This is a genomic window from Gordonia polyisoprenivorans NBRC 16320 = JCM 10675, assembly GCF_000241325.1.
GTDB lineage: Bacteria > Actinomycetota > Actinomycetes > Mycobacteriales > Mycobacteriaceae > Gordonia > Gordonia polyisoprenivorans.
In genome coordinates, this window is sequence record NZ_BAEI01000087.1 from 53,091 (window position 1) to 75,757 (window position 22,667).

Genomic DNA, 22,667 nt, shown 5'->3' on the forward strand with positions numbered 1-22,667 from the left:
GTCCTCCTGCTCGGGTGGCGACGACGCCACCGGCTGTGAGCGCGAATCGGCGACGATGACGATCCGGCGCGTGGACCGCGCGGTCGTGTGGACCGGCCGCGGGATGACTGAAAGTCTCCCACTCGCGCATCACTCCCCGGTCACAGTGGTCCGGGTGCGGTGATCCAGGCAACAAATCGGTGGTGGCTGCTGTGGTCCGGCGGCTAGCATGCAACTTGTGTCTATGTTGTATTCGTCTGCTGCCTCGGCCTCCGATCGGGTATATGACGAGGTCAAGGAACTGATCCTGACCAACGAGATCTCCGGCGGCGAGCTGATCAGCGAGGGAGAGGTCGCCCAGCGCTGCGAGGTCAGTCGCACCCCGGTCCGCGAGGCCTTCCTGCGTCTGCAGGCCGAGGGGTGGATGCGCCTCTATCCCAAACGTGGGGCCCTCGTTGTCCCGGTGACCGACCGCGATGCCCGCGACGTCGTCGACGCCCGCCAACTTCTCGAGGGCCATGCGGTGCGTGCGGTGGTCGCCGCCGATTCGGCGACGACACGACTCGTCGAGTCGCTGCGCCGCAATCTCGAGGAGCACCGGCTCGTCGAACACGACGACATCGCCCGGTTCTCGCGGGTCGACGCCGAATTCCATCAGCACATCGTGGCCGCCGGTGACAACGCGCTGCTCGCCGGCTTCTTCACCGGCCTCGGCGAACGCCATCGCCGGATGACCACCACGAGCGTGCGCCGCGACCCGGCGATCGCGCAGAGCATCCTCGCCGACCACGCCGAACTCCTCGTTCTCATCGAACGCCGCGACGCCGACGGCTTCGACGCCGCGCTGCGCCGTCACCTCAGTGACGTCCACGACCTGCCGGGGGATCCGCGATGACCCTGACGACCACATCGACCACCGCTCCCGAGGGCATCGCACGCCGCGCCACCTGGCCGGCCGTCGCACTCGCGGTGTTCGCCTCCGCCTGGGGCGGAAACGAATTCACGCCACTGCTGGTGATGTACCGCCAGAGCGGCGAGTTCTCGGCCGTGGCCGTGGATGCGCTGCTGTTCCTCTATGTCCTCGGCATCGTGCCCGCGTTACTCATCGGCGGACCGCTCTCGGATCGACTCGGTCGCCGACCACTGATGTTGCCCGCACCGATCTTCGCCGCACTCGGCTCGCTGCTCCTGGCGTTCGGCGCCCATTCGATCGCGCTGCTGTCGGTGGGGCGGGTGTTCAGCGGTGTGGCCCTGGGACTTTCGATGGCGGTCGGCGGAAGCTGGATCACCGAGCTCAGCGTCCGCGCCGGTGACCGTGCGGCCGCAGGCGCTCGACGCGGCGCCATGAGCCTGACCGCGGGCTTCGGCGTTGGCGCGGGCGTCGCCGGTGCACTCGCCCAATGGGCACCGTGGCCGCACGTGCTGGCCTATGCGGTGAACATCTCGATCGCCGCCATCGCCGTGCTGCTGATCCTGCGGGTTCCCGAAACCCGCGAGCGACAACAGAATCCGGGGCGGCTCGTCGACGATCTGAAGATCCCGTCGGCCGGGCACCGACGGTTTCTGCTCGTCGTGTTACCGGTGGCGCCGTGGGTGTTCGGTGCGTGTGCCACGGCATATGCGGTGATCCCGGCGTTGATGTCGGTGCGCACGTCCGGTGCGCCAATCGCCTTCGCCGCGCTGTGCTGTGTCCTCGGACTGGCCGCCGGTTTCGGTATCCAGTCGGTGGGGCGCCGCATCGACGACCCCGACGGTGTCCGCGGGGTCGTCAGCGCCCTGGTGGTGCTCGCGATCGGAATGGGCTTGGCGGCGTTGGCCGCTCACGTGTTGACGATCTGGCTGTCCCTCGTCGCCGCGACCGTGCTGGGCTGTGGATACGGCATGGCGATGATCGCGGGGCTGTTGGAGGTCCAGAGGATATCCGGTCCCGAGGACCTGGCGGGTCTGAGCGCGGTGTTCTACGGCGTCACCTATCTGGGTTTCGCGGTCCCGGCCGTGTTGGCCTGGCTCTCACAGACATTCGGCGCCCTGACCTATCCGGAGATGTTCCTGTTCGGGGTGGGGGCGGCACTGGTGTGCCTGGCGATCGTGGGGGTCGGTCACCGGATGCACCGGCCCGACCTCGACGATCGTGCGGCAGGCGATCAGGCGGGCGACGCGGGTTCGACTCCCTGACCCAACGCCGCACGCAGGCGGCGGAGCTGATCGGCGTCGAGTGAACGCAGTTGTGGCGGAGCCGGATCGGGGACGGCCGCCACGACGTCGAGCACCGCGCGCCCGGCATCGGTCAGGTGCACGTACTTGCACCGTCGATCCTGCTCGGTGACCTTGCGGACGACGTAGCCCGCCGACTCGAGGTCGGAGACCGCCACCGAGACCGCGGGCGGATCCATGGTGGCGGCGCGGGCGAGTTCCTTGAGCGGCGTCGGTCCCTGTGCCACCCGTCGGAGCACCCGGATTCGGCTGAACGGCAAGCCGGTTGCCGCGACCACGTCGCGCCGCCACGGGTCGCGGGAGTCGAAGACGAGGGTGATCATCGCCTGCCAGACGTCGTCGACGAGACTGTCGGTCGTCGTCGCATCGGTGTCGTGGTCAGACATCGGCGGTCTCCGGTTCGATGAGGCGTGCCGAGACGTCGGCGGCGGTGTTCTGTCCCCAGCGTGTCGTCGACACCAGACCCAGGACGAGGATGATCGCGCTGAAGATGACCACCAGGATCCACATGGGGTGCATGTCGGCGGTGAACTCCGGCCCGATCCCGGACGCGGCGACGCCGGTGATGCTGCCGGCCAGCGCGACTCCGATGCTCACTCCGACTTGCCGGCTGGTGGAGGCGACCGCCGACGCGGCGCCGGCGCGATGGCGCGGCATCCCGCTGACCGCGGAGTTGGTGATCGGCGCGTTGATCGCACCGAAGCCGATGCCGAAGACGGCGAAGATGATTCCGATCGTCACCAGCGAGGTGTCCCGCTCGATGGTCGTCATCAGCGCCGAACTGATCAACATGGCGATCCCGGCCAGCACCAGAGACGGTCGGGTGCCGAAGCGGCCGACGGCACGTCCGGACAGCGGCGAGAGGATCAACACCGCCACTGCGGGCGGCAGCAGCATGGCGCCGGTCTGGATCGCCGACAGACCGCGCACGTCCTGCAGGTACAGCGACATCAGGAACAGGAACGCACCCCAACTCGCGAATGCGCAGACCGCGATCAGCGTGGCCGAGGAGAACGGCACACTACGGAAGAACCGCAGATCGATGAAGGGGTCGATGTGGTGCCGTTCGGCGATCAGGAACCCGACGAAAGCCAGTGCGGCAACGATGAACACGGCGATGGTCGCGGGAGAGCCCCACCCCTGGACCGGCCCCTCGATCAATCCGTAGACCACCGCGGCCAGGGTGATCACCGCGAGCACCTGCCCGATCGGGTCGAGGGTCCGCATCACCGGCGAGCGTGATTCGGGCACGTAGATCGCGGTCAGCGCGATCGCTGCGGCGCAGATCGGCAGGTTCACCCAGAAGACCGCACGCCAGTCGATGAGATCGATGAGCACGCCGCCGATCATCGGGCCGAGCGCCATCGAGATGCCGACCACCGCGCCCCACATGCCGATGGCGCGAGCACGTTCCTTGGGCTCGACGAAGACCTGCGTGATGATCGACATCGCGACCGGGTTGAGCATGGACCCGCCGATGGCCTGCAGTGCGCGGGCGACGACGAGCACCGCCACCGAGGGTGCCAGACTGCAGGCCAGTGAGCCCAGTGCGAAGATCGTCAGCCCGATCTGGAACATGCGTTTGCGTCCGTAGCGGTCGGCCGTCGCGCCCGAGAGCATCAGCAGGGCGGCCAGGACCAGCGTGTAGATGTCGATGACCCATTGCAGTGACGACACCGACGCATGCAATTCGGTGCGGATCGACGGGAGCGCGACGTTCACGATCGTCGCGTCCATCGAGACGATCAGCAGGCTCATGCAACAGGTCGCCAGGATGATCATCTTGTGGCGCGGGGTCAGCTCCGCCGCGGAGATGCTTGTGGACATACAAAGATTGTAGAACTACAAGTATCTCGAGGCGAGCGTCTCATTTCGGACATCGGCCCTTTGGGCCGGCGCCGGGGAGCTCGTGTTCAGGCGTCGGGGTAGCCGTTCGGATTGTTCGACTGCCACCGCCAGGTGTCGGCGCACATGTCGTCGATCGTCTTCGTCGCATACCAGCGCAGATCGGCGTTGGCGCGCGACGGGTCGGCGTAGGAGGCGGCGATGTCACCGGGGCGTCGCGGGGCGATCTCGTACGGGATCTCCCGGCCGCTGGCCCGCTCGAAGGCCTTGATCACCTCGAGAACCGAAACCCCTTGGCCCGTACCGAGATTCCACACCGACATCGGCTCGTCATGCCTGCCGACGCGTTCGAGTGCCGCCACGTGACCGGCCGCGAGATCGTCGACGTGGATGTAGTCGCGCACACCCGTGCCGTCGGGGGTGGGGTAGTCGTCACCGAACACCGACAGTTTCTCGCGACGCCCGACGGCGACCTGCGCGACGAAGGGCATGAGGTTGTTGGGGATGCCGGAGGGGTCCTCGCCGATCTGCCCGCTCGGATGCGCGCCGACGGGGTTGAAGTAGCGCAATGCCGCGATCCGCCACGACTCGTCGGACGCGGCGACATCGCGCAGGACCTGCTCGATCATCACCTTGGTCCACCCGTACGGGTTGGTCGCCGAGGTCGGGGAGTCCTCGGTCATCGGCAACACGGGCTCGGCGCCGTACACCGTCGCCGACGACGAGAACACCAGTGTGTGTACATCGTGGCGGCGCATGGCGCGTAGCAGCGAGAACGTCGAGTCGAGGTTGTTCTGGTAGTAGTCGAGCGGTTTGGCGACCGACTCGCCGACCGCCTTGAACCCCGCGAAATGAATGACCGCGTCGATCTGCTCACCGGCGAAGAGATGTTCGGTCTTGTCGTAGTCGGTCAGGTTGAACGCATGAACCGGCAGGTGGACCCCGGTGAGCGCCTCGAGCCGACCGATCACCGTCGGTTTGGCATTGGAGAAGTCGTCGACGATCACCACATCGTGGCCGGCCTCGACGAGTTTGATCACCGTGTGGGAGCCGATGTAGCCGGCACCGCCGCTGACGAGTACGCGCATGAGCACCACGGTAGAAGGTCGGGCTGGGAAGTGCTCGTACGGCCGGTGTGTGCTGGATGTGTTGCACCGGCTCGGTCAGTGGTCGCTCGTGACCGCGATCGACGCCGGGGAGTATTCGACCGGACCGTATCGCCACGGCAGCACCCCGGTGCGGTGCACGACGTGGCCGACGGTGATCTCGACGGTCCGTTCGTCCGGCGTCGCATACCGCACCGTGGCGCGGCCGGTGATCTGCAGCAACGCACCCGTATCGAAGTCGGGGACGGTCAGTCCGGCGCGGTCGTCGAGTTCCAGGTTGCCCAGGCTGTTGAACATGGCGTTGCCGGGATGATCGGCGAAACGGATGACGGTCCCGTCGGGGCTGCACTGCAGGAAGCCGGGCATCCCGCCGCGATGCGAGCAGTCCGCCCCGAAGCCGGGTGCGATGGTCGCGAGGACGGCGGTGTCGGCGCGATCCAGTAGCTCGATGTCGGCCTCCGTCAGGTGCGCGGTGTCGGTGCGTGTGGTCGGCACGACGGGGTCGGTGCCGACCGCCGGTCGGTGTGGTCGACTCTGAATGTACTTGGGGCAGTTGGCATAGCACTGGTCGACGTGAACGCGTATGCCGTCGGTGTCGGGGTGGACGGTGCCGTTGATGCGCGCCCGTCGGCGCCGGGTGAGGTCGATGGCCAGCAGCCCGACCTCGGACCCCGCGTCGAGGTCGCGCAGGGGATCGTCGGCCGCCGGATACGGCAGGTGCAGTGTGGTGTCGTCGACGACCTCGATCAGACCGGCGTCGCCGAGGAGTGTCGACGCCCAGATGTGTTGTGCCGCATCCGCACCGCTCAGGTGAATCCATGACTGATCGGCAAGGAAGCCGATCAGCGGTGTCGGCATGCTCGATCGGATGGTGCGTGCCATGCGGGCGCCGGCCGCGGCCAGGCCGGCGCTGCGTTGGGCGGCCAGTTCACCGGCGTGGAAGCCGGTGGCCATCAGAAGAAACCGCAGCTGGGGGTGCCGTCGTCGCGGGTGGGATGGATCTGCGCGCCTTCGGCGGTGCAGATCTCGATCCGGATGCCGTCGGGGTCGGTGAAGAAGATCCCGCCGGAGGTCATCCCGGGCATGTGCGCGAGGATCTCGTCATAGACCAACGGCACGTCCCGCGAACGCAGGAATGCCTGTGCGGCTTCGACATCGGAGATCGAGGGCACGTTGAAGGCGAGATGGTGCAGACCGGCCATGGCCGTCGGGAATTCGTCGGCGCTCTGCTGCCACAGCGTCAGGATCAACTCGGCGCCGCGCCCGAGGAACGCGAATTCCCGTCCGGGCTCGTCGCTGCGTCCCAGCACGTCGAAACCGAAGACGCCCGAGTAGAAATCGACCGATCTCGCCAGGTCGGTGACGTTGAGCGCGACGTGTCCGGTCGCGGCCACCTGCAGTGGTGAGGTCTCGGATGTGGGTGCGGACATGATGCCTCCTGGCTGGTCACCGTCGGCGGGATGCTGCCGGTGTAACTGTCTAAATGACGTTAGGGGGTTAGTGGTCGCGGCGCAAGGGGGTGTGCGCACCAGTGTCGTCCCGCCTTTACCCTGGGATCATGACCTCGCAGGCCGATCCGCGCCCGCTCCTCGGCGAGCCGCTCCCGCTGGATCTTCTCGACACCCATTGGATCGAGGGTGGCCGCCTGCAGGATCTGCTGGAAACCGTTGGCGGCGTCGAGATCTGGCTGCGTTCGGCGATCCTCGACGAGCGGTACCGGCCGGAGCGGGCCGACGCGGCACTGCGTGCGGCGCTGTGCACGACGCGGGAGGCGATCGACGCGGTGGCCCGGAGGCCCGCCGAGGAAGAATCCCGATTTGCGCTCAATGCCGTTCTGGCCCACGGGCATCGCGAGCTGTCACTCGGAGCCGACGGGGTGCATGACGAACTCGTCGTCGACGATCCGGTATGGACGGTGCCGTGGCTCGCCGCCGAAGGCTATCTCGACCTCCTGGCACGGGTACCCGACCGGATTCGGCAGTGTCAGCATCCACAATGTGTGCTCTGGTACCTCGACACCAGCCGTTCGGGGACGCGGCGGTGGTGTTCGATGGCGATCTGCGGCAACCGCACCAAGGCGCGGCGGCATCAGCAGGGTCGTGCCGGTGATCGCCCCGCATGAGTCGGTTCCGGTGCCGCGGCTCTGGTCGTGGTGATCCAGGTGGCGCACTCCTCGGGTGCCGGCACGGTCAACTCAGGCGAAGCACGCCGCGGTGACCAGCGCGCCTCCGCCGGTGAGTGGTCCGATCGAACCGACGGGGTAGTTGAGGCATTGCGAGAGATGGGAATTCGGGGTGAGCGTCAGGGTCCGCGGATTCACGCCGAAGATCCCGCCCGGTTGGGCGAGGACAGCCGGCCCGCCCGCACTCGGGTACATCGCGAACGTCTCGGGCAGTGCGGCGCCGAGGAAGCCGTACCGTCGGCTCCCGGGCGTTCCCTGCGTCGGGGTGTGGAGCCTGCGCAACACGGTGTAGAAGAGCGGCGGGTTGTACGGGTTGTTCTCCCGGATGACCCCCGCGTATTCGTAGACCTGCACGCCGACGGCGAACAGGGCCTGATACGACAGGTCGCCGAGCTCGTCGACGCGATGGATGCCCGAGGCGGTGGGCGGCGCCGCCGAGGCGGCGGGGGCGAGCGCGACGGTCGTCCCGCCCGCAACGGTCATCGCGACCAGGGCGGCGGCAACTCGACGGCGGGCAGTGGTGGTGATGCTACGCACGGGACCTCCAGGGTAGGTGTGTGTTCCCTTGCGGTGAGTGTCGACCGAATCGGGCAAAGCGTTAGCGACCCGAACGAGTTGTGACCTGTCTGTTATCCCAGGATCTTCTCGGTGACCGAGTACTTCTGCTCGGCCTCGGCTTTGGCCGTGTTCCACCAGTCGGGATGCTCGCGATACCAGTCGATCGTTGCCGCCAGTCCGGAGCGGAAGTCCACATACTTTGGCCACCAACCCAATTCGGTGCGCAACCGCGTGGAGTCGATCGCGTAGCGGCGGTCGTGGCCGGGCCGATCGGTGACGAAGTCGAACGCGTCGCGCGGTTGCCCGAGCAACTCCAGGATGGTCTCGACGACGGTGCGGTTGTCGACCTCACCGTCGGCGCCGATGAGGTAGGTCTCGCCGATGCGGCCGGCGTCGATGATGGTCCACACGGCGTCGTTGTGGTCGTCGACGTGAATCCAGTCGCGCACGTTGCGTCCGTCGCCGTAGAGGCGGGGCCGCACCCCGGACAGGACGTTGGTGATCTGACGCGGGATGAACTTCTCCACGTGCTGATACGGCCCGTAGTTGTTGGAGCAGTTCGACAGCGTCGCGGCCACGCCGAACGAGCGCACCCAGGCACGAACGAGCAGGTCGCTGCCGGCCTTGGTGGAGCTGTAGGGGCTCGACGGGTTGTAGGGGGTCTGCTCGGTGAAGCGTGCCGGGTCGTCGAGTTCGAGGTCGCCGTAGACCTCGTCGGTGCTGATGTGGTGGTAGCGCACCCGGTGTCGGCGGACCGCCTCGAGAAGGGTGTAGGTGCCCACGAGGTTGGTCTGCACGAAGGCCGACGGATCGGCCAGGGAGTTGTCGTTGTGTGATTCGGCGGCGAAGTGCACGACGAGGTCGGAGTCGGCGACCAGCCGTTCGACCAGCGGGGCGTCGGTGATGTCGCCTTCGACGAGCTCGACGGAGTCGGCGACCGGCTCGAGAGTCGCGGGATTGGCCGCGTAGGTCAGCTTGTCCAGCACCCGGATTCGGGCGTCGGGGCGATTCTCGACGGTGCGCAGCACGAAGTTCGCGCCGATGAATCCGGCGCCCCCGGTGACCAGCACGCGCATGTGAGTCGAGCCCTTCGGTGTCGGAGACAGATGACGATGCAGACGATGATGACGCTGTAGAGGATACCGAGAGAGTCCGACTTCGGCCCGCTACCCTGGCACCCATGCGCGGGATCATCCTGGCCGGGGGCACCGGCAGCCGGCTCCACCCCATCACGCAGGGGGTGAGCAAACAGCTGGTCCCCGTGTACGACAAGCCGATGATCTACTACCCGCTGTCGACGCTGATGCTCGCCGGCATCCGGGAGATCCTCGTCATCACCACCCCCACCGACGCCGACGCCTTCCGTGGGCTGCTCGGCGACGGCAGTCAATTCGGCGTCGAGCTGAGCTACGTGACGCAGCAGTCGCCCGACGGACTCGCGCAGGCGTTCACCCTCGGCGCCGAGCACATCGGCGGCGATTCGGTCGCCCTCGTCCTCGGCGACAACATCTTCTACGGTCCCGGACTCGGTTCGCAGTTGCAGGGATTCGGCGACGTCGACGGTGGGGCGATCTTCGCCTACTGGGTCGCCGAGCCGGGTGCCTACGGAGTCGTCGAGTTCGACGAGTCGGGGACGGCGATCTCGTTGGAGGAGAAGCCCGCCGCACCGAAATCCAATTACGCGGTTCCGGGGCTGTACTTCTACGACAACGACGTCGTCGAGATCGCACGGGGGTTACGGCCCAGCGCCCGTGGAGAATACGAGATCACCGACATCAACGACCACTATCTGCAGCGCGGCAAACTCAAGGTCACGGTGTTGCCGCGGGGTACCGCCTGGCTCGACACCGGCACCTTCGATTCGCTGCTCGATGCGGGTAATTTCGTGCGGACCGTCGAACAACGGCAGGGACTCAAGATCGCGGTGCCCGAGGAGATCGCCTGGCGTCGTGGATATCTCGACGACGATCAGCTCGCGGCCCGGGCCGAGCAACTGCGCAAGTCCGGCTACGGCGACTATCTGTTGGACATCCTCGCCCGCGGAAAGGGATTCGCATGAAGATCCGAGAGCTCTCGATCGCCGGTGCCTGGGAGCTGACCCCGGTACTGCACGGCGATGCGCGCGGGGTGTTCACCGAGGCGTTCAAGGCCGACGTCCTCGCCGAGGTCATCGGGCACCGCTTCGACCTCGCGCAGGTGAACCTGTCGGTGTCGGCCGCCGGGGTGTTGCGCGGCGTGCACTTCGCCGACGTCCCGCCCGGACAGGCCAAATACGTCACCTGTGCCACCGGAGCGATCCTCGACGTGATCGTCGACATCCGGGTCGGCTCACCGACATTCGGTACCCACGACACCGTCCTGCTCGACGACGTCGACCGCCGCGCGGTGTATCTGTCGGAGGGGCTGGGCCATGCCTTCTGCGCGCTCGCCGACGACTCCACGGTCACCTACCTGTGCTCGACGGGCTACAACCCCGGTGCCGAACACGGGATCAACCCGATGGACCCCGAACTCGGGATCGACTGGCCGAGGTTCGCCCGCGACGGCAGTCCACTGGTCTACGAACTGTCCGCGAAGGACACCGCGGCCCCGGGTTTGGGTGCCGCACGTGCATCCGGTCTGCTGCCGCAGTTCGACGACGTCGAGGACTACTTGCGCGTGCTGCGCGAGAAGTGATCTCACGCAACGGCGTTCAGGGTGTGGGGTAGGCCGGTAGCTCCGGGGTGAACAACCACCGTTGCCACAGATCCTGCAACGGCGCCGGGGAGAAGTTGGCGGCGAGGGCGATGAAGTCCTCGGTGGTCACCGATCCGTACCGGTACTTGTCGGTCCAGCGGTGCAGCAGGGCAAAGAAGTTCCCGTCGCCGATGGTCAGTCGCAATGCGTGCAGGGTGATCGCTCCACGCTTGTAGACCCAGTCGTCGAACATCTTTCGCGGTCCGGGATCGGCGAGTGTGACGCGCACCGGACTCGCGGCCAGCTTGGCGTAGTAGTGCCGGGCCCACTCGTCGGCGCTGCGGCCTCCGGAGCGCTGGCTCCACAACCACTCGGCGTAGCAGGCGAAGCCTTCGTGCAGCCAGATGTCGCGCCATCGCGCCAGCGTCACCGAGTTGCCGAACCATTGGTGCGCGAGTTCGTGGGCGACGAGTCGCTCCGAGCGCGAGGTGCCGTCGCAATGGTTGGCACCGAATGTCGAAAAGCTCTGTGCCTCAATGGGGATCTCGAGGGGATCGTCGGCGATGACCACGGTGTAGCGCGGGAACGGGTACGGGCCGAACATCTCGACGAATGCCTCGACCATCTCCACCTGGCGGCCGAAGTCGATGTCGAGGTTGCGGGTCAGTCGCGGCGGGAGCACCGCGTCGACCGGAATCGGCTTGGTGGCCAACGACACCTTCTTGTAGGGCCCGACCTGGATGGACGCCAGATACGTCGACATCGGCTCGACCTGCTGATAGACCCAGGTGGTCTGTGCCGCGCGTACGCGCTTGGATTCCAGGACCCCATTGGCGAGGGCGTAATACGGGCTGTCGGTGGTGATCGCGATCCGGTACGTGGCCTTGGCGAGCGGATGGTCGTCGCAGGGGAACCACGACGCCGCGCCGTTGGGTTGGTTGGCGCACAACGCGCCCTCGGTCAATTCTTCCCAGCCGACCTCACCCCAGGCGCCGCGGATCGGCCGCGGTGAACCGTGATAACGCACCACGATCGTCATCGCGCCGCCCGGCGGAATCGGCGCGACCGGTGTGATCGCGAGTTTCTTGTTGCGGTGCGAGTAGCGCACCCGCCTGTTGTCGACGGTGACGCGCGAGACACTCAGCGTCTGGGCGAGATCGAGGGTGAAGCGCTGGAGGGCAACGTAGGACGTCGCGGTGAGTGTCGCGGTGCCCTCGAGTCGGTTGCTGGCGACCTTGTACTCGAGTTCCAGGTCGTATCGGGAGATGCGGTAGCCGAGGTTCCCGTTGTCGGGAAGATAGGGGTCCAGTTCGTCGGCGGGTGATCCGAGGAGGGGCTGTCGCGATGCCTTGACCGACTTTCCCCGCACTCAACATCTCCCTCGTCCTCGGTGGCGTGTCGCATGGTCGGTTCGGTTCTCCGGGCACGCGGGCGTCGCAGGTCGGTCACGGGCTGATTGCGAAGGACTCGACCGGGTGACGATCGCGTGTCGGGCCACCTGTTCGAGCACCGACCGTGCGGAGACTCAGAGTACCCGTCGAGGGATCAGTGGGCATCGCATGTCGGTGCGCTGCGATTGTAAGCGGACCATGGTCCGTATATCTTGGGTTCGGTCAGAGCAACGCCCCGCCACGACGTGGCGGATCGAGAAACGGAAGTGGCACATGAACGGTCTTCGCGGCATCGCACTCCTGGCAGCCCGGGTGATCCTGGGCTTCATCTTCATCATGCACGGCTGGCAGAAGCTTCATACCAACGGAATCGACGCCACCACGGCGTTCTTCAAGTCGGTGAACGTCCCCTGGCCGGAGTTCTCGGCGTACTACGCGGCGTGGGTCGAGCTGGTCGGCGGAATCCTGCTCATTCTCGGGCTGCTGCTACCGCTGGTGTCGATCCTGTTGGTCATCGACATGATCGGCGCGATTGCCACGGTTCACTGGGATCACGGATTCTGGAGCAACGACGGCGGCTACGAGTTCCCGCTCGCGCTCATCGCGGCGCTGCTGGCCGTGGGATTCGCCAACGCCGGACACTTCGCGGCGGACAGCTACGTCTTCCGGCGTCGTCGGGGTGGGCGCGCGGTCGAGGTCTGATCGGCACGATCGGGTGACGGGATGTCCGTGCAGGACACCGGCGAATGCGTCGCTCGGCACGACCGTGATGAACGACCTCAGGCCACCAACCCGTCGATCGTCGTGCAGGTGAACGGCGGGTCGTCGGCGGGCAGTCGTGACCGCAGATCGCCGAGGTCGGCGAGGACGTCGTCGGGGTGGCGCAAACCCACCCCGTCGATGGTTCCCGGCGTGACCAGTGCTTCGGGGTCGAGGTCGTGGCGGTGGGCCAACGCTGCGCCGAGGAGCCGATGGGCCTGGTCGCGGTCGACGTCCCAGAGGGCGTCGGCGGTCAGCAGGTACAGGCGGACCGCGGGCGGGTAGTCGGCGAGGTGCACCAGTGCCCACGCCCAGTGCTTGGCGACGTCGACGGTGTCGGATTCGCCGCGCCCGTGCGTGCGCACGTACTTGCCGTGCAACTCGCGGCACAGCGGCGTGGCGTCGGCCCACAATCCCAGGTGCGACATGCAGCGCACCGAGTCGTGGAGGTTGGACAGATACATCGGCGAGTACGGTCCCTCACGTCGCGACCGGATCTCGCGCAGCACCGAGAACTCGGCCAGCGCATGTCCGTATTCACCCGCGGAGAGCAAGGAGCGGGCTTCCTCCTGCATTTCCTCGATCACAGTCGATATTGTCGCCGAATTCGGACCCGAACGTGATCTGTTTCACAAAGACGTAACCATGCTCGGGCCTTCGGTGCGGGGCCGAAGGACCTCGTTCGGCCCGGCATGCTGGCCCGCGGTCGCGTGGCCTGGCATCGTGAAAGTGTGAGCGGTTACGAGAACGACAGCACCCCCGAAGGCTCGGACGGCGAGTACAGCCTCGACCCCGACGATCAGCTGCAACCCGAGGACACGCTCGACGATCGTGGCGTCGACGACGTCCTCGACGAGGGCTACTCCCCGCCGGATTACGCGCCCAAGGGTGCCGTGCACGGGCTGACCGCGCAGGAGATGCGCGAGGGCGAGACGCTGGACGAGAAGCTCTCCGAGGAGGAGCCCGACGTCGGGGCGAGTGATCCGCTCGATGACATCGCCGCCGACGAGCGACGCGATTGGCGGTCGCACGAATCCGACGCCGACGACGAGTTCGTCGAGGACGCCGACCAGGTGGGTGGGCGTCGCGCCGGTCGATTGCTGGCGCCCGACGCCGGCGACTACCGCGACGACGAGGCCGAGGCCGTCGCCACCGACTGCGGGATCGACGGGGCGGGCGCCAGCGCCGAAGAGGCTGCGGTGCATGTCGTCGGCGACGAGGACTGACATCTCGTTCGCTACGTCTTCTTCAGCTGCGAGAGTTGTTCTTCGACAGCCGACTTCGTTGCCTCGGCATCGGCGCCTGCGGCGCGCAGGCGTGCGCCCACGGCCTGATCGGTGAACAGCGCCAGCAGCAGGTGCTCGGTGCCGACGTAGTTGTGCCCGAGTTCGAGCGCCGTCCGAACCGTCTGTTCGAGAACCGCTTTGGCGTCGTCGTCGTAGGGCAGGACGGTGTCGGCATCGGGATTTGCGGCGGGATCGGTGTCCACGGGCGCGCTGGTGTCCGCCAAGACCGTCGGGTCGACGCCCTGTGCGGTGAGTACCAGTGCGGCCAACGACGACGGGTCGGTGGCCAATCCGTGGGACAGGTGGGTCGAGCCGACGGTGTGCGCGCCGGTGGCAACCGCGTGATTGTGCGCCGACGAGATGACGTTGCGCGCTCGTGGGGTGAAGCGGCTGAAAGGATGTGGTTCGTCGGACGCCGGGTTGCGGCCGACAAACCGTTTCTGCGCAGCCTGTTTCGTCACACCCATACTGGCGCCGATCTGCGTCCACGACGCGCCGGAGCGGCGGGCCTGGTCGACGAAGTGTCCGATGAGGCTGTCGCCGACGTCGCCGAGGTGGGCGGCGGCGGTCATGGCGTCGGTCAGTTGCTCGAGCGGATCGTCATGGACTTTGTGGATAGCGCTGATCAGGTCGTCGAGGCGGACTCCGGTCAATTGGGTCGGTGTGGGGTTGTCGTCCATGCGTCAACTCTAGGTTGACGCATTAGTGGCGTCAACCATGAGTTGACGGCGACGAACGGAGTGGACGAACGGTGGATGCGAGAGATGTCCTCGTTGACAGTCGGCGTAGTCGTGGGAACGATGGAGTGGGCGGGGTCGATGAACCCCGCGTCCGCACGCCACGGGAGGACCTCCAGTGAGCATCACCGAACGTATCTCCGTACACACCGATCAGTCGCCGGCGCAACGCTTTCGAGAAGTCCGGGAGCTCACCGACCTGCTGGCCGACCGGTTGTCGCCCGAAGACCAGACCCCGCAATCGATGACCGAGGCCAGCCCCGCCAAATGGCATCGGGCCCACGTCACATGGTTTTTCGAGGAGTTCATCCTCCGCCGCGATCCCGGCTATGTGGTGTACGACGAGTCCTATCGCTATCTGTTCAACAGCTACTACGAGGCTGTCGGCGAACGCCATCCGCGACCGGATCGCGGCCTGGTCACCCGACCCGGCGTCGACGACATCACCCACTACCGCAACTACGTGGACGCGGCGATGGAAAGTGCCCTGACGCGTGGCGCCCTCGACGACGCCGCACTCGACCTCGTCGAACTGGGCTGCAATCACGAACAGCAACACCAGGAATTGCTGCTCATGGACGTCAAGCATCTCTTCTCGACGATTCCGCTCACGCCCGGCCCGATCTACGTCGACCGCGAACTCGATGCGCCGAGCGCGCCGGGGCCGATGACATGGCGCTCGGTCGCCGGTGGCGTCACCGAGGTCGGCGCCGATCCGGGAGCCGGATTCTCCTACGACAACGAGGGTCCGCGGCATCGAGTCTTCTTGGAGGACTTCGAGATCGCCGAGCGTCCGGTCACCAACGCCGACTGGCTGGAGTTCATCGCCGACGACGGCTATCGGCGCCACGAGTTGTGGTTGTCCGACGGGTGGGCGCACCTGCGGCAGGCCGGCTGGCAGGCTCCGGGCTACTGGCGCCGCGACGACGACGGGCAGTGGACGACGTACACGCTTTCGGGTCGGCGACCGCTCGATCCCGGTGAACCGGTGCTGCATGTGAGCTTCTACGAGGCAGATGCCTACGCCCGGTGGGCCGGAGCCCGTCTGCCCACCGAATTCGAATGGGAGACCGCCGCATCCACGCTCGGTGCCCAGCGCGCAGAGTTGTTGGACCCGAATCGTTGTCACCCCCGATCGGTCGCCGGATCCGATGACGCGGCGATGATCGGCAATGTGTGGGAATGGACCTCGAGTGCCTATCTTCCGTATCCGGGGTTCGTCCCGGCGAACGGGGCGGTCGGCGAATACAACGGAAAGTTCATGAGCGATCAACATGTTCTGCGCGGCGCAGCCGCCATCACGCCGCGCGGCCACGAGCGCGTGACGTACCGCAATTTCTTCCCGGCACCGTCGCGTTGGGTGTTCGCCGGTCTGAGGCTCGCCCGGTGACCGTCGAAACACTGACGCCGCTGGCCGCCGACGCTCTCGCCGGTCTGTGGTCCACCCCGCCGGTGCTGCCGACGAAATGGCTCTACGACGAACGCGGCAGCAGGCTGTTCGACGAGATCACCCGGCTACCCGAGTACTACCCGACCAGGCGTGAGACCGCCATCCTGCGCGACCACGCCGACGACATCGTCGATGCCACGAACGCGGCGATGATGGTCGAATTCGGTTCGGGCACATCGACCAAGACCCGACTCCTCCTCGATGCGTTCACCCGCACGGGTCAGCGGATCGGCCATCGCCCGGCCGGACAATTCGTCTACGTCCCCGTCGACGTCAGCGCCGAGATGCTCGCCGAATCCGCCGGCATCCTCGCCGGCGACTACCCGGGCATCGACATCCGGCCGGTCGAAGGGGATTTCACCGATACCGGGCTTGTCCTACCGTCGTGCGACGGGGCACGGCTGGCGGTGTTCCTCGGCGGGACGATCGGCAACTTCGACGACGACGGGCGTCGCGCGTTCTTCACCGGTCTTGCCACCACCCTCGCACCCGGCGACTACTTCCTCCTCGGTGCCGACCTCATCAAGGACACCGGTCGGCTTGTCGCCGCCTACAACGACAAGGCCGGGGTGACAGCGGATTTCAATCGCAACATGATCGAGGTCCTGCGTACCGGGCTCGACGCCGTGGGACTGTACGCCGACGACTTCGACCACATCGCCCGGTGGAATCCCGAGCGCCACCGCATCGAGATGTGGTTGCGGGCGCGCCGGGACATCGATGCCTACTTCGGTGACCTGCAACGTCGTTGGCGTCTTCCGGCCGGTGCCGAGATCCGGACGGAGATCAGCACCAAGTTCGATTTGTCGGTGCTGCAGGGCGAACTCGCCGACGCCGGACTGGCGCCCGTCACGAGCTGGACCGACCCGATGGGGGACTTCTCCCTCACTCTCGCGCGTCGGTGACGGCGTCGCCCAGGATCTCGCGAACCCGCGGGATGACCTGGGTGCCATAGAGTTCGACGCTGCGCATCATGGCACGATGCGGCAGTGTGCCGTGGGAGTACTTGAGGTCGAAGCGATCGAGTCCCAAGGCCCGAACGGTGTGGGCGATCTTGTGCGCCACCGTCTCCGGTGAGCCGACGTAGAGCGAACCGCCGGGTCCGGTCGACCGGTCGAACTCGATGCGCGTCGGTGCGGGCCAGCCGCGTTCGGCGCCGATTCGCGCCACATACGTGCGGTAGTGCGGCCACAATTCGTCGCGGGCCTGCTCGTCGGTGTCGGCGACGTGGCCCGGTGAGTGCACGCCCACCGGGAGATCGGTCGATTTGTCGAACTGTGCCAGTGCCCGCCGATACAGGTCGGCGTACGGCGCGAACCGCAGGGGATCGCCGCCGATGATGGCGAGCATCAGCGGTAGGCCGTACCGTGCGGCGCGCACCACCGACTCCGGGCTGCCGCCGACCGCGATCCACGTCGGTAGTGGGGGAGTCTCGAGTGGGGGGTGGACGGTCTGATCCGTCAACGGTGCGCGGGTGGTCCCGGACCAGGTGATCGGGCGCCCGGTTCGCAAGTGGGCGAACAGATCAAGCTTGTCGGAGAACAGTTCCTCGTACTGTTCGAGGTCGAAGCCGAACAACGGGAACGACTCGGTGAACGATCCGCGGCCCAGGATGACCTCCGCACGACCCGACGACAGCGCGTCGAGTGTCGAGAAGCGCTCGAATACGCGGATCGGATCGTCGGAACCGAGCACGGTCACCGCAGTGCCGAGCCGGATCCGCGTGGTGCGCGCGGCAACAGCCCCGAGCACCACTTCCGGCGCCGAGACGGCGTAGTCGTCGCGGTGGTGTTCGCCCACGCCGAGGAAGTCGACGCCGACCTCGTCGGCGAGAACCGCCTGATCGAGCAGGTCGCGGATCGTCTGGGCCGCGGGGTTCGGTGCGCCGGCCTCATCGACCGTCACATCGCCGAAGGTGTCGAGCCCGAGTTCTACGTTCACCTCACCGATTGTGCCGAACCGGCGCCCACTGGGGACGTTGGTCGTCAATTGTCCGTCTCGCGGGTCTGATTTCATGTTTTTGTGAGATGCTGATTCCGGTCAGAAAACTGACCACGCACTCTGATCTCTTAAGGAGCACTCCCGATGTGGGATTCGTTCTGGAACTTCTTGTGGTCGATGGTGATCATCTTCGCGTTCGTCGCGTATCTGATCGTTTTGTGGTACATCATTGCCGACCTGTTCCGCGACCATAAGGCCTCCGGCTGGTCCAAGGCGATCTGGGTGATCTTCCTGATCATCCTGCCGTATCTGACGGCGCTCGCCTACCTGCTGGTCAAGGGGCAGGGAATGGCCGAGCGTGCCCAGAAAGCCGCAGTCGAATACAAGAAGGAATCCGACGATTACATCAAGACCGTCGCGGGAACTTCTCCGGCACAACAGATCGCCGATGCGAAATCGCTTCTCGATTCCGGTGCGATCAACAATGAAGAATTCGAGCACCTGAAGGCGAAGGCTCTCGCGCACTGAGCCCGATCACCACAGACGACCGCCCGCTTCGAATCATCGACACGGGCGGTCGTTCTCGTGATCAGGGTCGACGGTGGATCGGTGTGCGCTACAGGCTCTCCGGTTCGGAGACGAACGGATGGTCGGTGTGCCCGACGAGGTCGGCGACCGAGGCGATGACGCGTGTGGGACGGTACGGGTAGAGCTCCACCGACTCCGGCGTCGAGATGCCCGAGAGCACCAGGATCGTCTGCAGACCCGCCTCGAGACCGGAGATGACGTCGGTGTCCATCCGGTCACCGATCATCAGGGTGTTCTCCGAGTGGGCCCCCATCCTCCGCAACGCCGAGCGCATCATCAGCGGATTCGGCTTGCCCACGTAATACGGGTCGCGGTTGGTGGCCCGGGTGATGAGTGCGGCGACCGCACCGGTCGCCGGCAACGAGCCCTGGGTGGACGGTCCGGTCGCGTCCGGGTTGGTCGCGATGAACCGGGCGCCGCGCTCGACGAGCCGGATCGCGGTGGTGATCGCCTCGAACGAATAGGTCCGCGTCTCGCCGAGGACCACATAGTCGGGGTCGACATCGGTGATGACATAGCCGATTTCGTGCAGGGCGGTGGTCAGCCCGGACTCACCGACCACATACGCCGAGCCGTTCGGCCGTTGGGTGTCGAGGAAGCGGGCCGTCGCCAGTGCCGAGGTCCAGATGGCATCCTCGGGGATGTCGAGGCCGGTCCGCAGCAGGCGCGCACGCAGGTCGCGTGGCGTCCGGATCGAGTTGTTGGTGAGCACGGTGAACGGAATCCCGTTGTCGCGTAACTCCGCAATCAATGCGTCGGCGCCGGGGATCAGGTGCTCCTCGCGGATGAGCACGCCGTCCATGTCCATGAGGTAGTTCCAACTCATGGTGCCAACGCTACGGGGTGGCGACCTGCCGTGGCGACCCGTTCCCTCGAGTGGTCCACCTATGATGAGCAGCATGGAGCTCTCGCGCGCGGTACCCATCCTGACGGTCGACGATCTCGATGCCGCGGTGCGGACCTACCGCACCGTTCTCGGGCTCGACGTGCTGATGAACCTCGGGTGGATCGCCACGCTGGGCACTGCCGGGACCGCCGGTGGCGGCACCGCCCAGTTCAGCGTGATGACCCGTGATGCCACCGCGCCGGTGAATCCGGTTGCCTCACTGGAGGTTTCCGACGTCGACCGGGCTTACGCGGACGCAGTCGCCGAAGGTGTCGAGATCGTGCATCCGCTGACCGACGAGGAGTGGGGCGTGCGCCGTTTCTTCTTCGCCGACGCCGGTGGCAACGTCGTCAACGTGCTGTCACACGCTTGATCACCGCGCTGGCGCGCCATGATCACCGCGCTGGCGCGCCATGATCACCGCGCTGGTGCGCCATGGTCACCGCGCTGGCGCTTCCGGGGTGATCTCCACCCGCCAGAGCGGGTTCACCGGACCGTGGCCGGCGCCGAGGGGGTAGGCGGCCTCGAGTCCGCGCGTCACCCAGCGCTTGGCGAAGGCCACCGCCTCGGGCACCGAACAGCCGTGGGCGAGCGCCGATGCGGTGGCCGCGGCCAATGTGTCACCGGCTCCGTGGTCGTGGCCGGTGTCGACGCGCGCGTGCGTGAACTCGTGGAACTCCGCGCCGTCGAACAGCAGATCGGGGCTCTGATCGCTCGACCGGAGATGGCCCCCCTTCACCAGGGCCCACTGCGGCCCCAGATCGTGCAGTGCCCGCGCGGCATCGCGCTGGGTCGACTCGTCGACCACCTCGATGCCGGTGATCAGCCGCACCTCGTCGAGATTCGGGGTGACGACGGTGGCCAGCGGAAAGAGCGTGGTGCGCAACGTGTCCAGGGCTTCGGTGGCCAGCAGCGGATCGCCGTGCATCGACGCACACACCGGGTCGAGAACGAACGGGATGCCGGCGTCGCGGCCGATGCCGGCATCGGCGCACGCCTGCGCGACGGCGGCGATGATCGGTGCCGAGGCGAGCATCCCGGACTTGGCCGCGCCGACGCCGATGTCGGAGACCACCGAATCGATCTGCGCGGCCACCACATCCGGAGTGATCTCCTGAAAACCGCTGACGCCCAGTGAGTTCTGCACGGTCACCGCGGTCACGGCGACGCATCCGTGCAGCCCCAACAGGGCAAAGGTGCGCAGATCGGCCTGGATGCCCGCACCGCCACCGGAATCCGACCCGGCGATCGTCAGCACCCGCACGGGTGTCGATCCCGGTGCGGCGGTGGGCAACAGGGGTACGTCGGTCACGTAGAACTCCCGGCGTCGATCGGCAGGTAGATCCGGCCACCCGCATCGGTGAACTCGGCCGACTTGGCGGCCATCTCCTCGGCGATCTTGCGGTCGATGTCCTCGGCGGTCACCAGATTGTTCTCCTCGGCATAGGCGCGGACGTCGGCGGAGATGCGCATCGAGCAGAACTTGGGACCGCACATCGAGCAGAAGTGGGCGGTCTTGGCCGGCTCGGCGGGCAGCGTCTCGTCGTGGTACTCGCGAGCGGTGTCCGGGTCGAGGGCGAGGTTGAACTGGTCGGTCCACCGGAACTCGAAGCGCGCCTTGGACAATGCGTCGTCGCGTTCCTGTGCGCGGGGATGCCCCTTGGCGAGGTCGGCGGAGTGCGCGGCGATCTTGTAGGTGATCACGCCGACCTTGACGTCGTCACGATCGGGCAGCCCCAGATGCTCCTTGGGTGTCACATAACAGAGCATCGCGGTGCCGGCCTGTGCGATCATCGCCGCGCCGATCGCCGAGGTGATGTGGTCGTACGCGGGTGCGATATCGGTGGCCAGCGGGCCCAGCGTGTAGAACGGTGCCTCGGAACAGAGTTCTTCCTCAAGGCGCACGTTCTCGGCGATCTTGTGCATCGGTACATGGCCCGGACCCTCGATCATCACTTGCACACCATGGGATTTCGCCTTGGTGGTGAGTTCGCCGAGGGTGCGCAACTCAGCGAACTGCGCCTCGTCGTTGGCGTCGGCGATCGACCCGGGCCGTAGACCGTCGCCGAGGGAGAAGGTGATGTCGTAGCGGGCGAAGATCTCGCACAGCTCGTCGAAATGTGTGTAGAGAAACGATTCCTCGTGGTGCGCCAGGCACCAGGCGGCCATGATCGACCCGCCGCGCGAGACGATGCCGGTGACCCGGCGTGCGGTCAGCGGGACATAGCGCAGCAGGACCCCGGCGTGCACGGTCATGTAGTCGACGCCCTGCTCGGCCTGCTCGATCACGGTGTCGCGGTAGATCTCCCAGGTCAGCTTGATCGGGTCACCCTTGACCTTCTCGAGTGCCTGGTAGATGGGTACCGTGCCGACCGGTACGGGCGAATTCCGCAGTATCCATTCGCGGGTCATGTGGATGTCGGAGCCGGTGGAGAGATCCATGATGGTGTCGGCGCCCCAGCGGGTGGCCCACACCATCTTCTCGACCTCCTCGGCGATGGAGCTGGTGACTGCCGAATTGCCGATGTTGGCATTGACTTTCACCGCGAATGCCTTGCCGATGATCATCGGTTCGGATTCCGGATGACGATGATTGGCGGGGATCACCGCCCGTCCGGCGGCGACCTCGCGGCGCACCACCTCGACCTCCACGTTCTCGCGCGCAGCGATGAACCGCATCTCCGGTGTCGCCAGACCCGCTCGGGCCCAGGCCAATTGGGTGGCAGCGCCGTCGATGGGGGCGGGCGCTGCCACTGGTCACGAGTCGGGGCGAGGCCGTTGGCGACGTCGATGCTCTCCCGTGGATCGGTGTAGGGCCCCGACGTGTCGTACACGTCGAGATACTCGCCGTTGGTGAGGTGGATGCGTCGCTGCGGAATCCGCAGTTCGTCGACCTCGAGGTAGTGCTTGGTGCTGCCCTGAATCGGGCCGGTGGTGAGGGTGTCGTTGTCGACGGCCTCGGTGGTGGATACACGTGTGCCCATGAGCGTTCTCCCTACGCCGGCATTACCCGGACAGGTTCGGGCGGTCGGCGACCGCCAGTCGCCCTCTCAGCCCCCGGATCGTGGG

The 22,667-nt window shown here is 66.6% G+C and carries 24 protein-coding genes and 1 pseudogene; 11 read left to right on the forward strand and 14 right to left on the reverse strand.

What is annotated here, in order from left to right:
• Positions 1–223 precede the first annotated feature (223 nt).
• Both GOPIP_RS23755 and GOPIP_RS23760 read left to right on the forward strand, forming a co-directional pair.
• On the forward strand, positions 224–874 hold the full coding sequence (locus GOPIP_RS23755) for a GntR family transcriptional regulator (RefSeq protein WP_006372381.1): 651 nt from the start codon (positions 224–226) through the stop codon (positions 872–874).
• Positions 871–2,154: an MFS transporter gene (locus tag GOPIP_RS23760; protein ID WP_006372382.1), complete on the forward strand. Its 1,284-nt coding sequence runs from the start codon at positions 871–873 to the stop codon at positions 2,152–2,154. Before GOPIP_RS23755 ends, GOPIP_RS23760 begins: the two co-directional genes overlap by 4 nt.
• Here GOPIP_RS23760 and GOPIP_RS23765 read toward each other — a convergent pair.
• The 5 genes from GOPIP_RS23765 to GOPIP_RS23785 all read right to left on the reverse strand — a co-directional run bounded on the left by GOPIP_RS23765 (position 2,124) and on the right by GOPIP_RS23785 (position 6,574).
• Complete coding sequence (locus GOPIP_RS23765; RefSeq protein WP_006372383.1) at positions 2,124–2,579, reverse strand: MarR family winged helix-turn-helix transcriptional regulator; 456 nt, start codon at positions 2,577–2,579, stop codon at positions 2,124–2,126. The two genes, GOPIP_RS23760 and GOPIP_RS23765, sit on opposite strands and share 31 nt — an antisense overlap.
• Complete coding sequence (locus GOPIP_RS23770) at positions 2,572–4,020, reverse strand: MFS transporter (RefSeq protein WP_006372384.1); 1,449 nt, start codon at positions 4,018–4,020, stop codon at positions 2,572–2,574. The genes GOPIP_RS23765 and GOPIP_RS23770 overlap by 8 nt, the downstream gene beginning before the upstream one ends.
• Before the next feature lie 86 nt (positions 4,021–4,106).
• Positions 4,107–5,126 (reverse strand): UDP-glucose 4-epimerase GalE, encoded by a 1,020-nt coding sequence (galE, locus tag GOPIP_RS23775; RefSeq protein WP_006372385.1) that lies wholly within the window; start codon positions 5,124–5,126, stop codon positions 4,107–4,109.
• Positions 5,127–5,201: 75 nt separating this feature from the next.
• A complete protein-coding gene (locus tag GOPIP_RS23780; protein WP_006372386.1) occupies positions 5,202–6,098 on the reverse strand; it encodes a pyridoxamine 5'-phosphate oxidase family protein in 897 nt (298 codons plus the stop codon).
• Positions 6,098–6,574 (reverse strand): VOC family protein, encoded by a 477-nt coding sequence (locus GOPIP_RS23785; RefSeq protein WP_006372387.1) that lies wholly within the window; start codon positions 6,572–6,574, stop codon positions 6,098–6,100. The genes GOPIP_RS23780 and GOPIP_RS23785 overlap by 1 nt, the downstream gene beginning before the upstream one ends.
• A gap of 128 nt (positions 6,575–6,702) precedes the next feature.
• On the opposite strand from GOPIP_RS23785, the gene GOPIP_RS23790 reads away from it, so the two are divergent.
• Positions 6,703–7,266 (forward strand): CGNR zinc finger domain-containing protein, encoded by a 564-nt coding sequence (locus GOPIP_RS23790; RefSeq protein ID WP_006372388.1) that lies wholly within the window; start codon positions 6,703–6,705, stop codon positions 7,264–7,266.
• 72 nt (positions 7,267–7,338) lie between these two features.
• Here GOPIP_RS23790 and GOPIP_RS23795 read toward each other — a convergent pair whose 3' ends face one another.
• A complete protein-coding gene (locus tag GOPIP_RS23795; RefSeq protein ID WP_006372389.1) occupies positions 7,339–7,863 on the reverse strand; it encodes a hypothetical protein in 525 nt (174 codons plus the stop codon).
• Between the two features lie 92 nt (positions 7,864–7,955).
• Positions 7,956–8,960 (reverse strand): dTDP-glucose 4,6-dehydratase, encoded by a 1,005-nt coding sequence (gene rfbB / locus GOPIP_RS23800; RefSeq protein ID WP_006372390.1) that lies wholly within the window; start codon positions 8,958–8,960, stop codon positions 7,956–7,958.
• A 104-nt stretch (positions 8,961–9,064) separates the two neighbouring features.
• Between rfbB and rfbA the strand changes: the two genes are divergently transcribed.
• Both rfbA and GOPIP_RS23810 read left to right on the forward strand, forming a co-directional pair.
• Entirely contained in the window at positions 9,065–9,943 is an 879-nt protein-coding gene (gene rfbA, locus GOPIP_RS23805; protein WP_006372391.1) for a glucose-1-phosphate thymidylyltransferase RfbA, read from the forward strand.
• The gene (locus GOPIP_RS23810; protein ID WP_006372392.1) at positions 9,940–10,560 is read left to right on the forward strand and encodes a dTDP-4-dehydrorhamnose 3,5-epimerase family protein; all 621 of its coding nucleotides are present in this window, start codon (positions 9,940–9,942) and stop codon (positions 10,558–10,560) included. Before rfbA ends, GOPIP_RS23810 begins: the two co-directional genes overlap by 4 nt.
• A 16-nt stretch (positions 10,561–10,576) precedes the next feature.
• Here the strand turns inward: GOPIP_RS23810 and GOPIP_RS23815 are convergent, their stop codons facing one another.
• A complete protein-coding gene (locus GOPIP_RS23815) occupies positions 10,577–11,929 on the reverse strand; it encodes a M1 family metallopeptidase (RefSeq protein WP_006372393.1) in 1,353 nt (450 codons plus the stop codon).
• Positions 11,930–12,224: 295 nt separating this feature from the next.
• Here GOPIP_RS23815 and GOPIP_RS23820 point away from each other — a divergent pair, with 295 nt between their 5' ends.
• Positions 12,225–12,653, forward strand: coding sequence for a DoxX family protein (locus GOPIP_RS23820; RefSeq protein WP_006372394.1), 429 nt, complete (start codon positions 12,225–12,227; stop codon positions 12,651–12,653).
• Between the two features lie 77 nt (positions 12,654–12,730).
• On the opposite strand, the gene GOPIP_RS23825 is transcribed toward GOPIP_RS23820, so the two are convergent.
• Positions 12,731–13,285 (reverse strand): hypothetical protein, encoded by a 555-nt coding sequence (locus GOPIP_RS23825; protein ID WP_006372395.1) that lies wholly within the window; start codon positions 13,283–13,285, stop codon positions 12,731–12,733.
• Between the two features lie 117 nt (positions 13,286–13,402).
• On the opposite strand from GOPIP_RS23825, the gene GOPIP_RS23830 reads away from it, so the two are divergent.
• Positions 13,403–13,936 carry a DUF5709 domain-containing protein gene (locus GOPIP_RS23830; RefSeq protein WP_006372396.1) on the forward strand — a complete coding sequence of 178 codons (534 nt, stop codon included), beginning with the start codon at positions 13,403–13,405 and terminating at the stop codon, positions 13,934–13,936.
• An 11-nt stretch (positions 13,937–13,947) separates the two neighbouring features.
• On the opposite strand, the gene GOPIP_RS23835 is transcribed toward GOPIP_RS23830, so the two are convergent.
• Positions 13,948–14,676, reverse strand: coding sequence for a Clp protease N-terminal domain-containing protein (locus tag GOPIP_RS23835; RefSeq protein WP_006372397.1), 729 nt, complete (start codon positions 14,674–14,676; stop codon positions 13,948–13,950).
• 175 nt (positions 14,677–14,851) lie between these two features.
• On the opposite strand from GOPIP_RS23835, the gene egtB reads away from it, so the two are divergent.
• Together egtB and egtD are read left to right on the forward strand one after the other, a co-directional pair.
• On the forward strand, positions 14,852–16,123 hold the full coding sequence (gene egtB, locus GOPIP_RS23840) for an ergothioneine biosynthesis protein EgtB (protein ID WP_006372398.1): 1,272 nt from the start codon (positions 14,852–14,854) through the stop codon (positions 16,121–16,123).
• A complete protein-coding gene (gene egtD, locus GOPIP_RS23845; RefSeq protein WP_006372399.1) occupies positions 16,120–17,088 on the forward strand; it encodes an L-histidine N(alpha)-methyltransferase in 969 nt (322 codons plus the stop codon). The genes egtB and egtD overlap by 4 nt, the downstream gene beginning before the upstream one ends.
• Here egtD and GOPIP_RS23850 read toward each other — a convergent pair.
• Complete coding sequence (locus GOPIP_RS23850) at positions 17,069–18,199, reverse strand: LLM class flavin-dependent oxidoreductase (RefSeq protein WP_006372400.1); 1,131 nt, start codon at positions 18,197–18,199, stop codon at positions 17,069–17,071. The genes egtD and GOPIP_RS23850 overlap by 20 nt on opposite strands.
• 69 nt (positions 18,200–18,268) lie before the next feature.
• On the opposite strand from GOPIP_RS23850, the gene GOPIP_RS23855 reads away from it, so the two are divergent.
• The gene (locus GOPIP_RS23855; protein ID WP_006372401.1) at positions 18,269–18,652 is read left to right on the forward strand and encodes an SHOCT domain-containing protein; all 384 of its coding nucleotides are present in this window, start codon (positions 18,269–18,271) and stop codon (positions 18,650–18,652) included.
• Positions 18,653–18,740: 88 nt separating this feature from the next.
• On the opposite strand, the gene GOPIP_RS23860 is transcribed toward GOPIP_RS23855, so the two are convergent.
• Positions 18,741–19,538 carry an HAD-IIA family hydrolase gene (locus GOPIP_RS23860; protein ID WP_014358821.1) on the reverse strand — a complete coding sequence of 266 codons (798 nt, stop codon included), beginning with the start codon at positions 19,536–19,538 and terminating at the stop codon, positions 18,741–18,743.
• Between the two features lie 73 nt (positions 19,539–19,611).
• On the opposite strand from GOPIP_RS23860, the gene GOPIP_RS23865 reads away from it, so the two are divergent.
• Positions 19,612–19,971 (forward strand): VOC family protein, encoded by a 360-nt coding sequence (locus tag GOPIP_RS23865; RefSeq protein WP_006372403.1) that lies wholly within the window; start codon positions 19,612–19,614, stop codon positions 19,969–19,971.
• Between the two features lie 66 nt (positions 19,972–20,037).
• Here GOPIP_RS23865 and thiD read toward each other — a convergent pair whose 3' ends face one another.
• Positions 20,038–20,910, reverse strand: a complete 873-nt coding sequence (thiD, locus tag GOPIP_RS23870) for a bifunctional hydroxymethylpyrimidine kinase/phosphomethylpyrimidine kinase (RefSeq protein ID WP_006372404.1) — start codon at positions 20,908–20,910, stop codon at positions 20,038–20,040.
• Positions 20,907–22,582, reverse strand: a pseudogene (gene thiC / locus GOPIP_RS23875) (phosphomethylpyrimidine synthase ThiC). Before thiC ends, thiD begins: the two are co-directional and overlap by 4 nt.
• Positions 22,583–22,667: the final 85 nt, after the last annotated feature.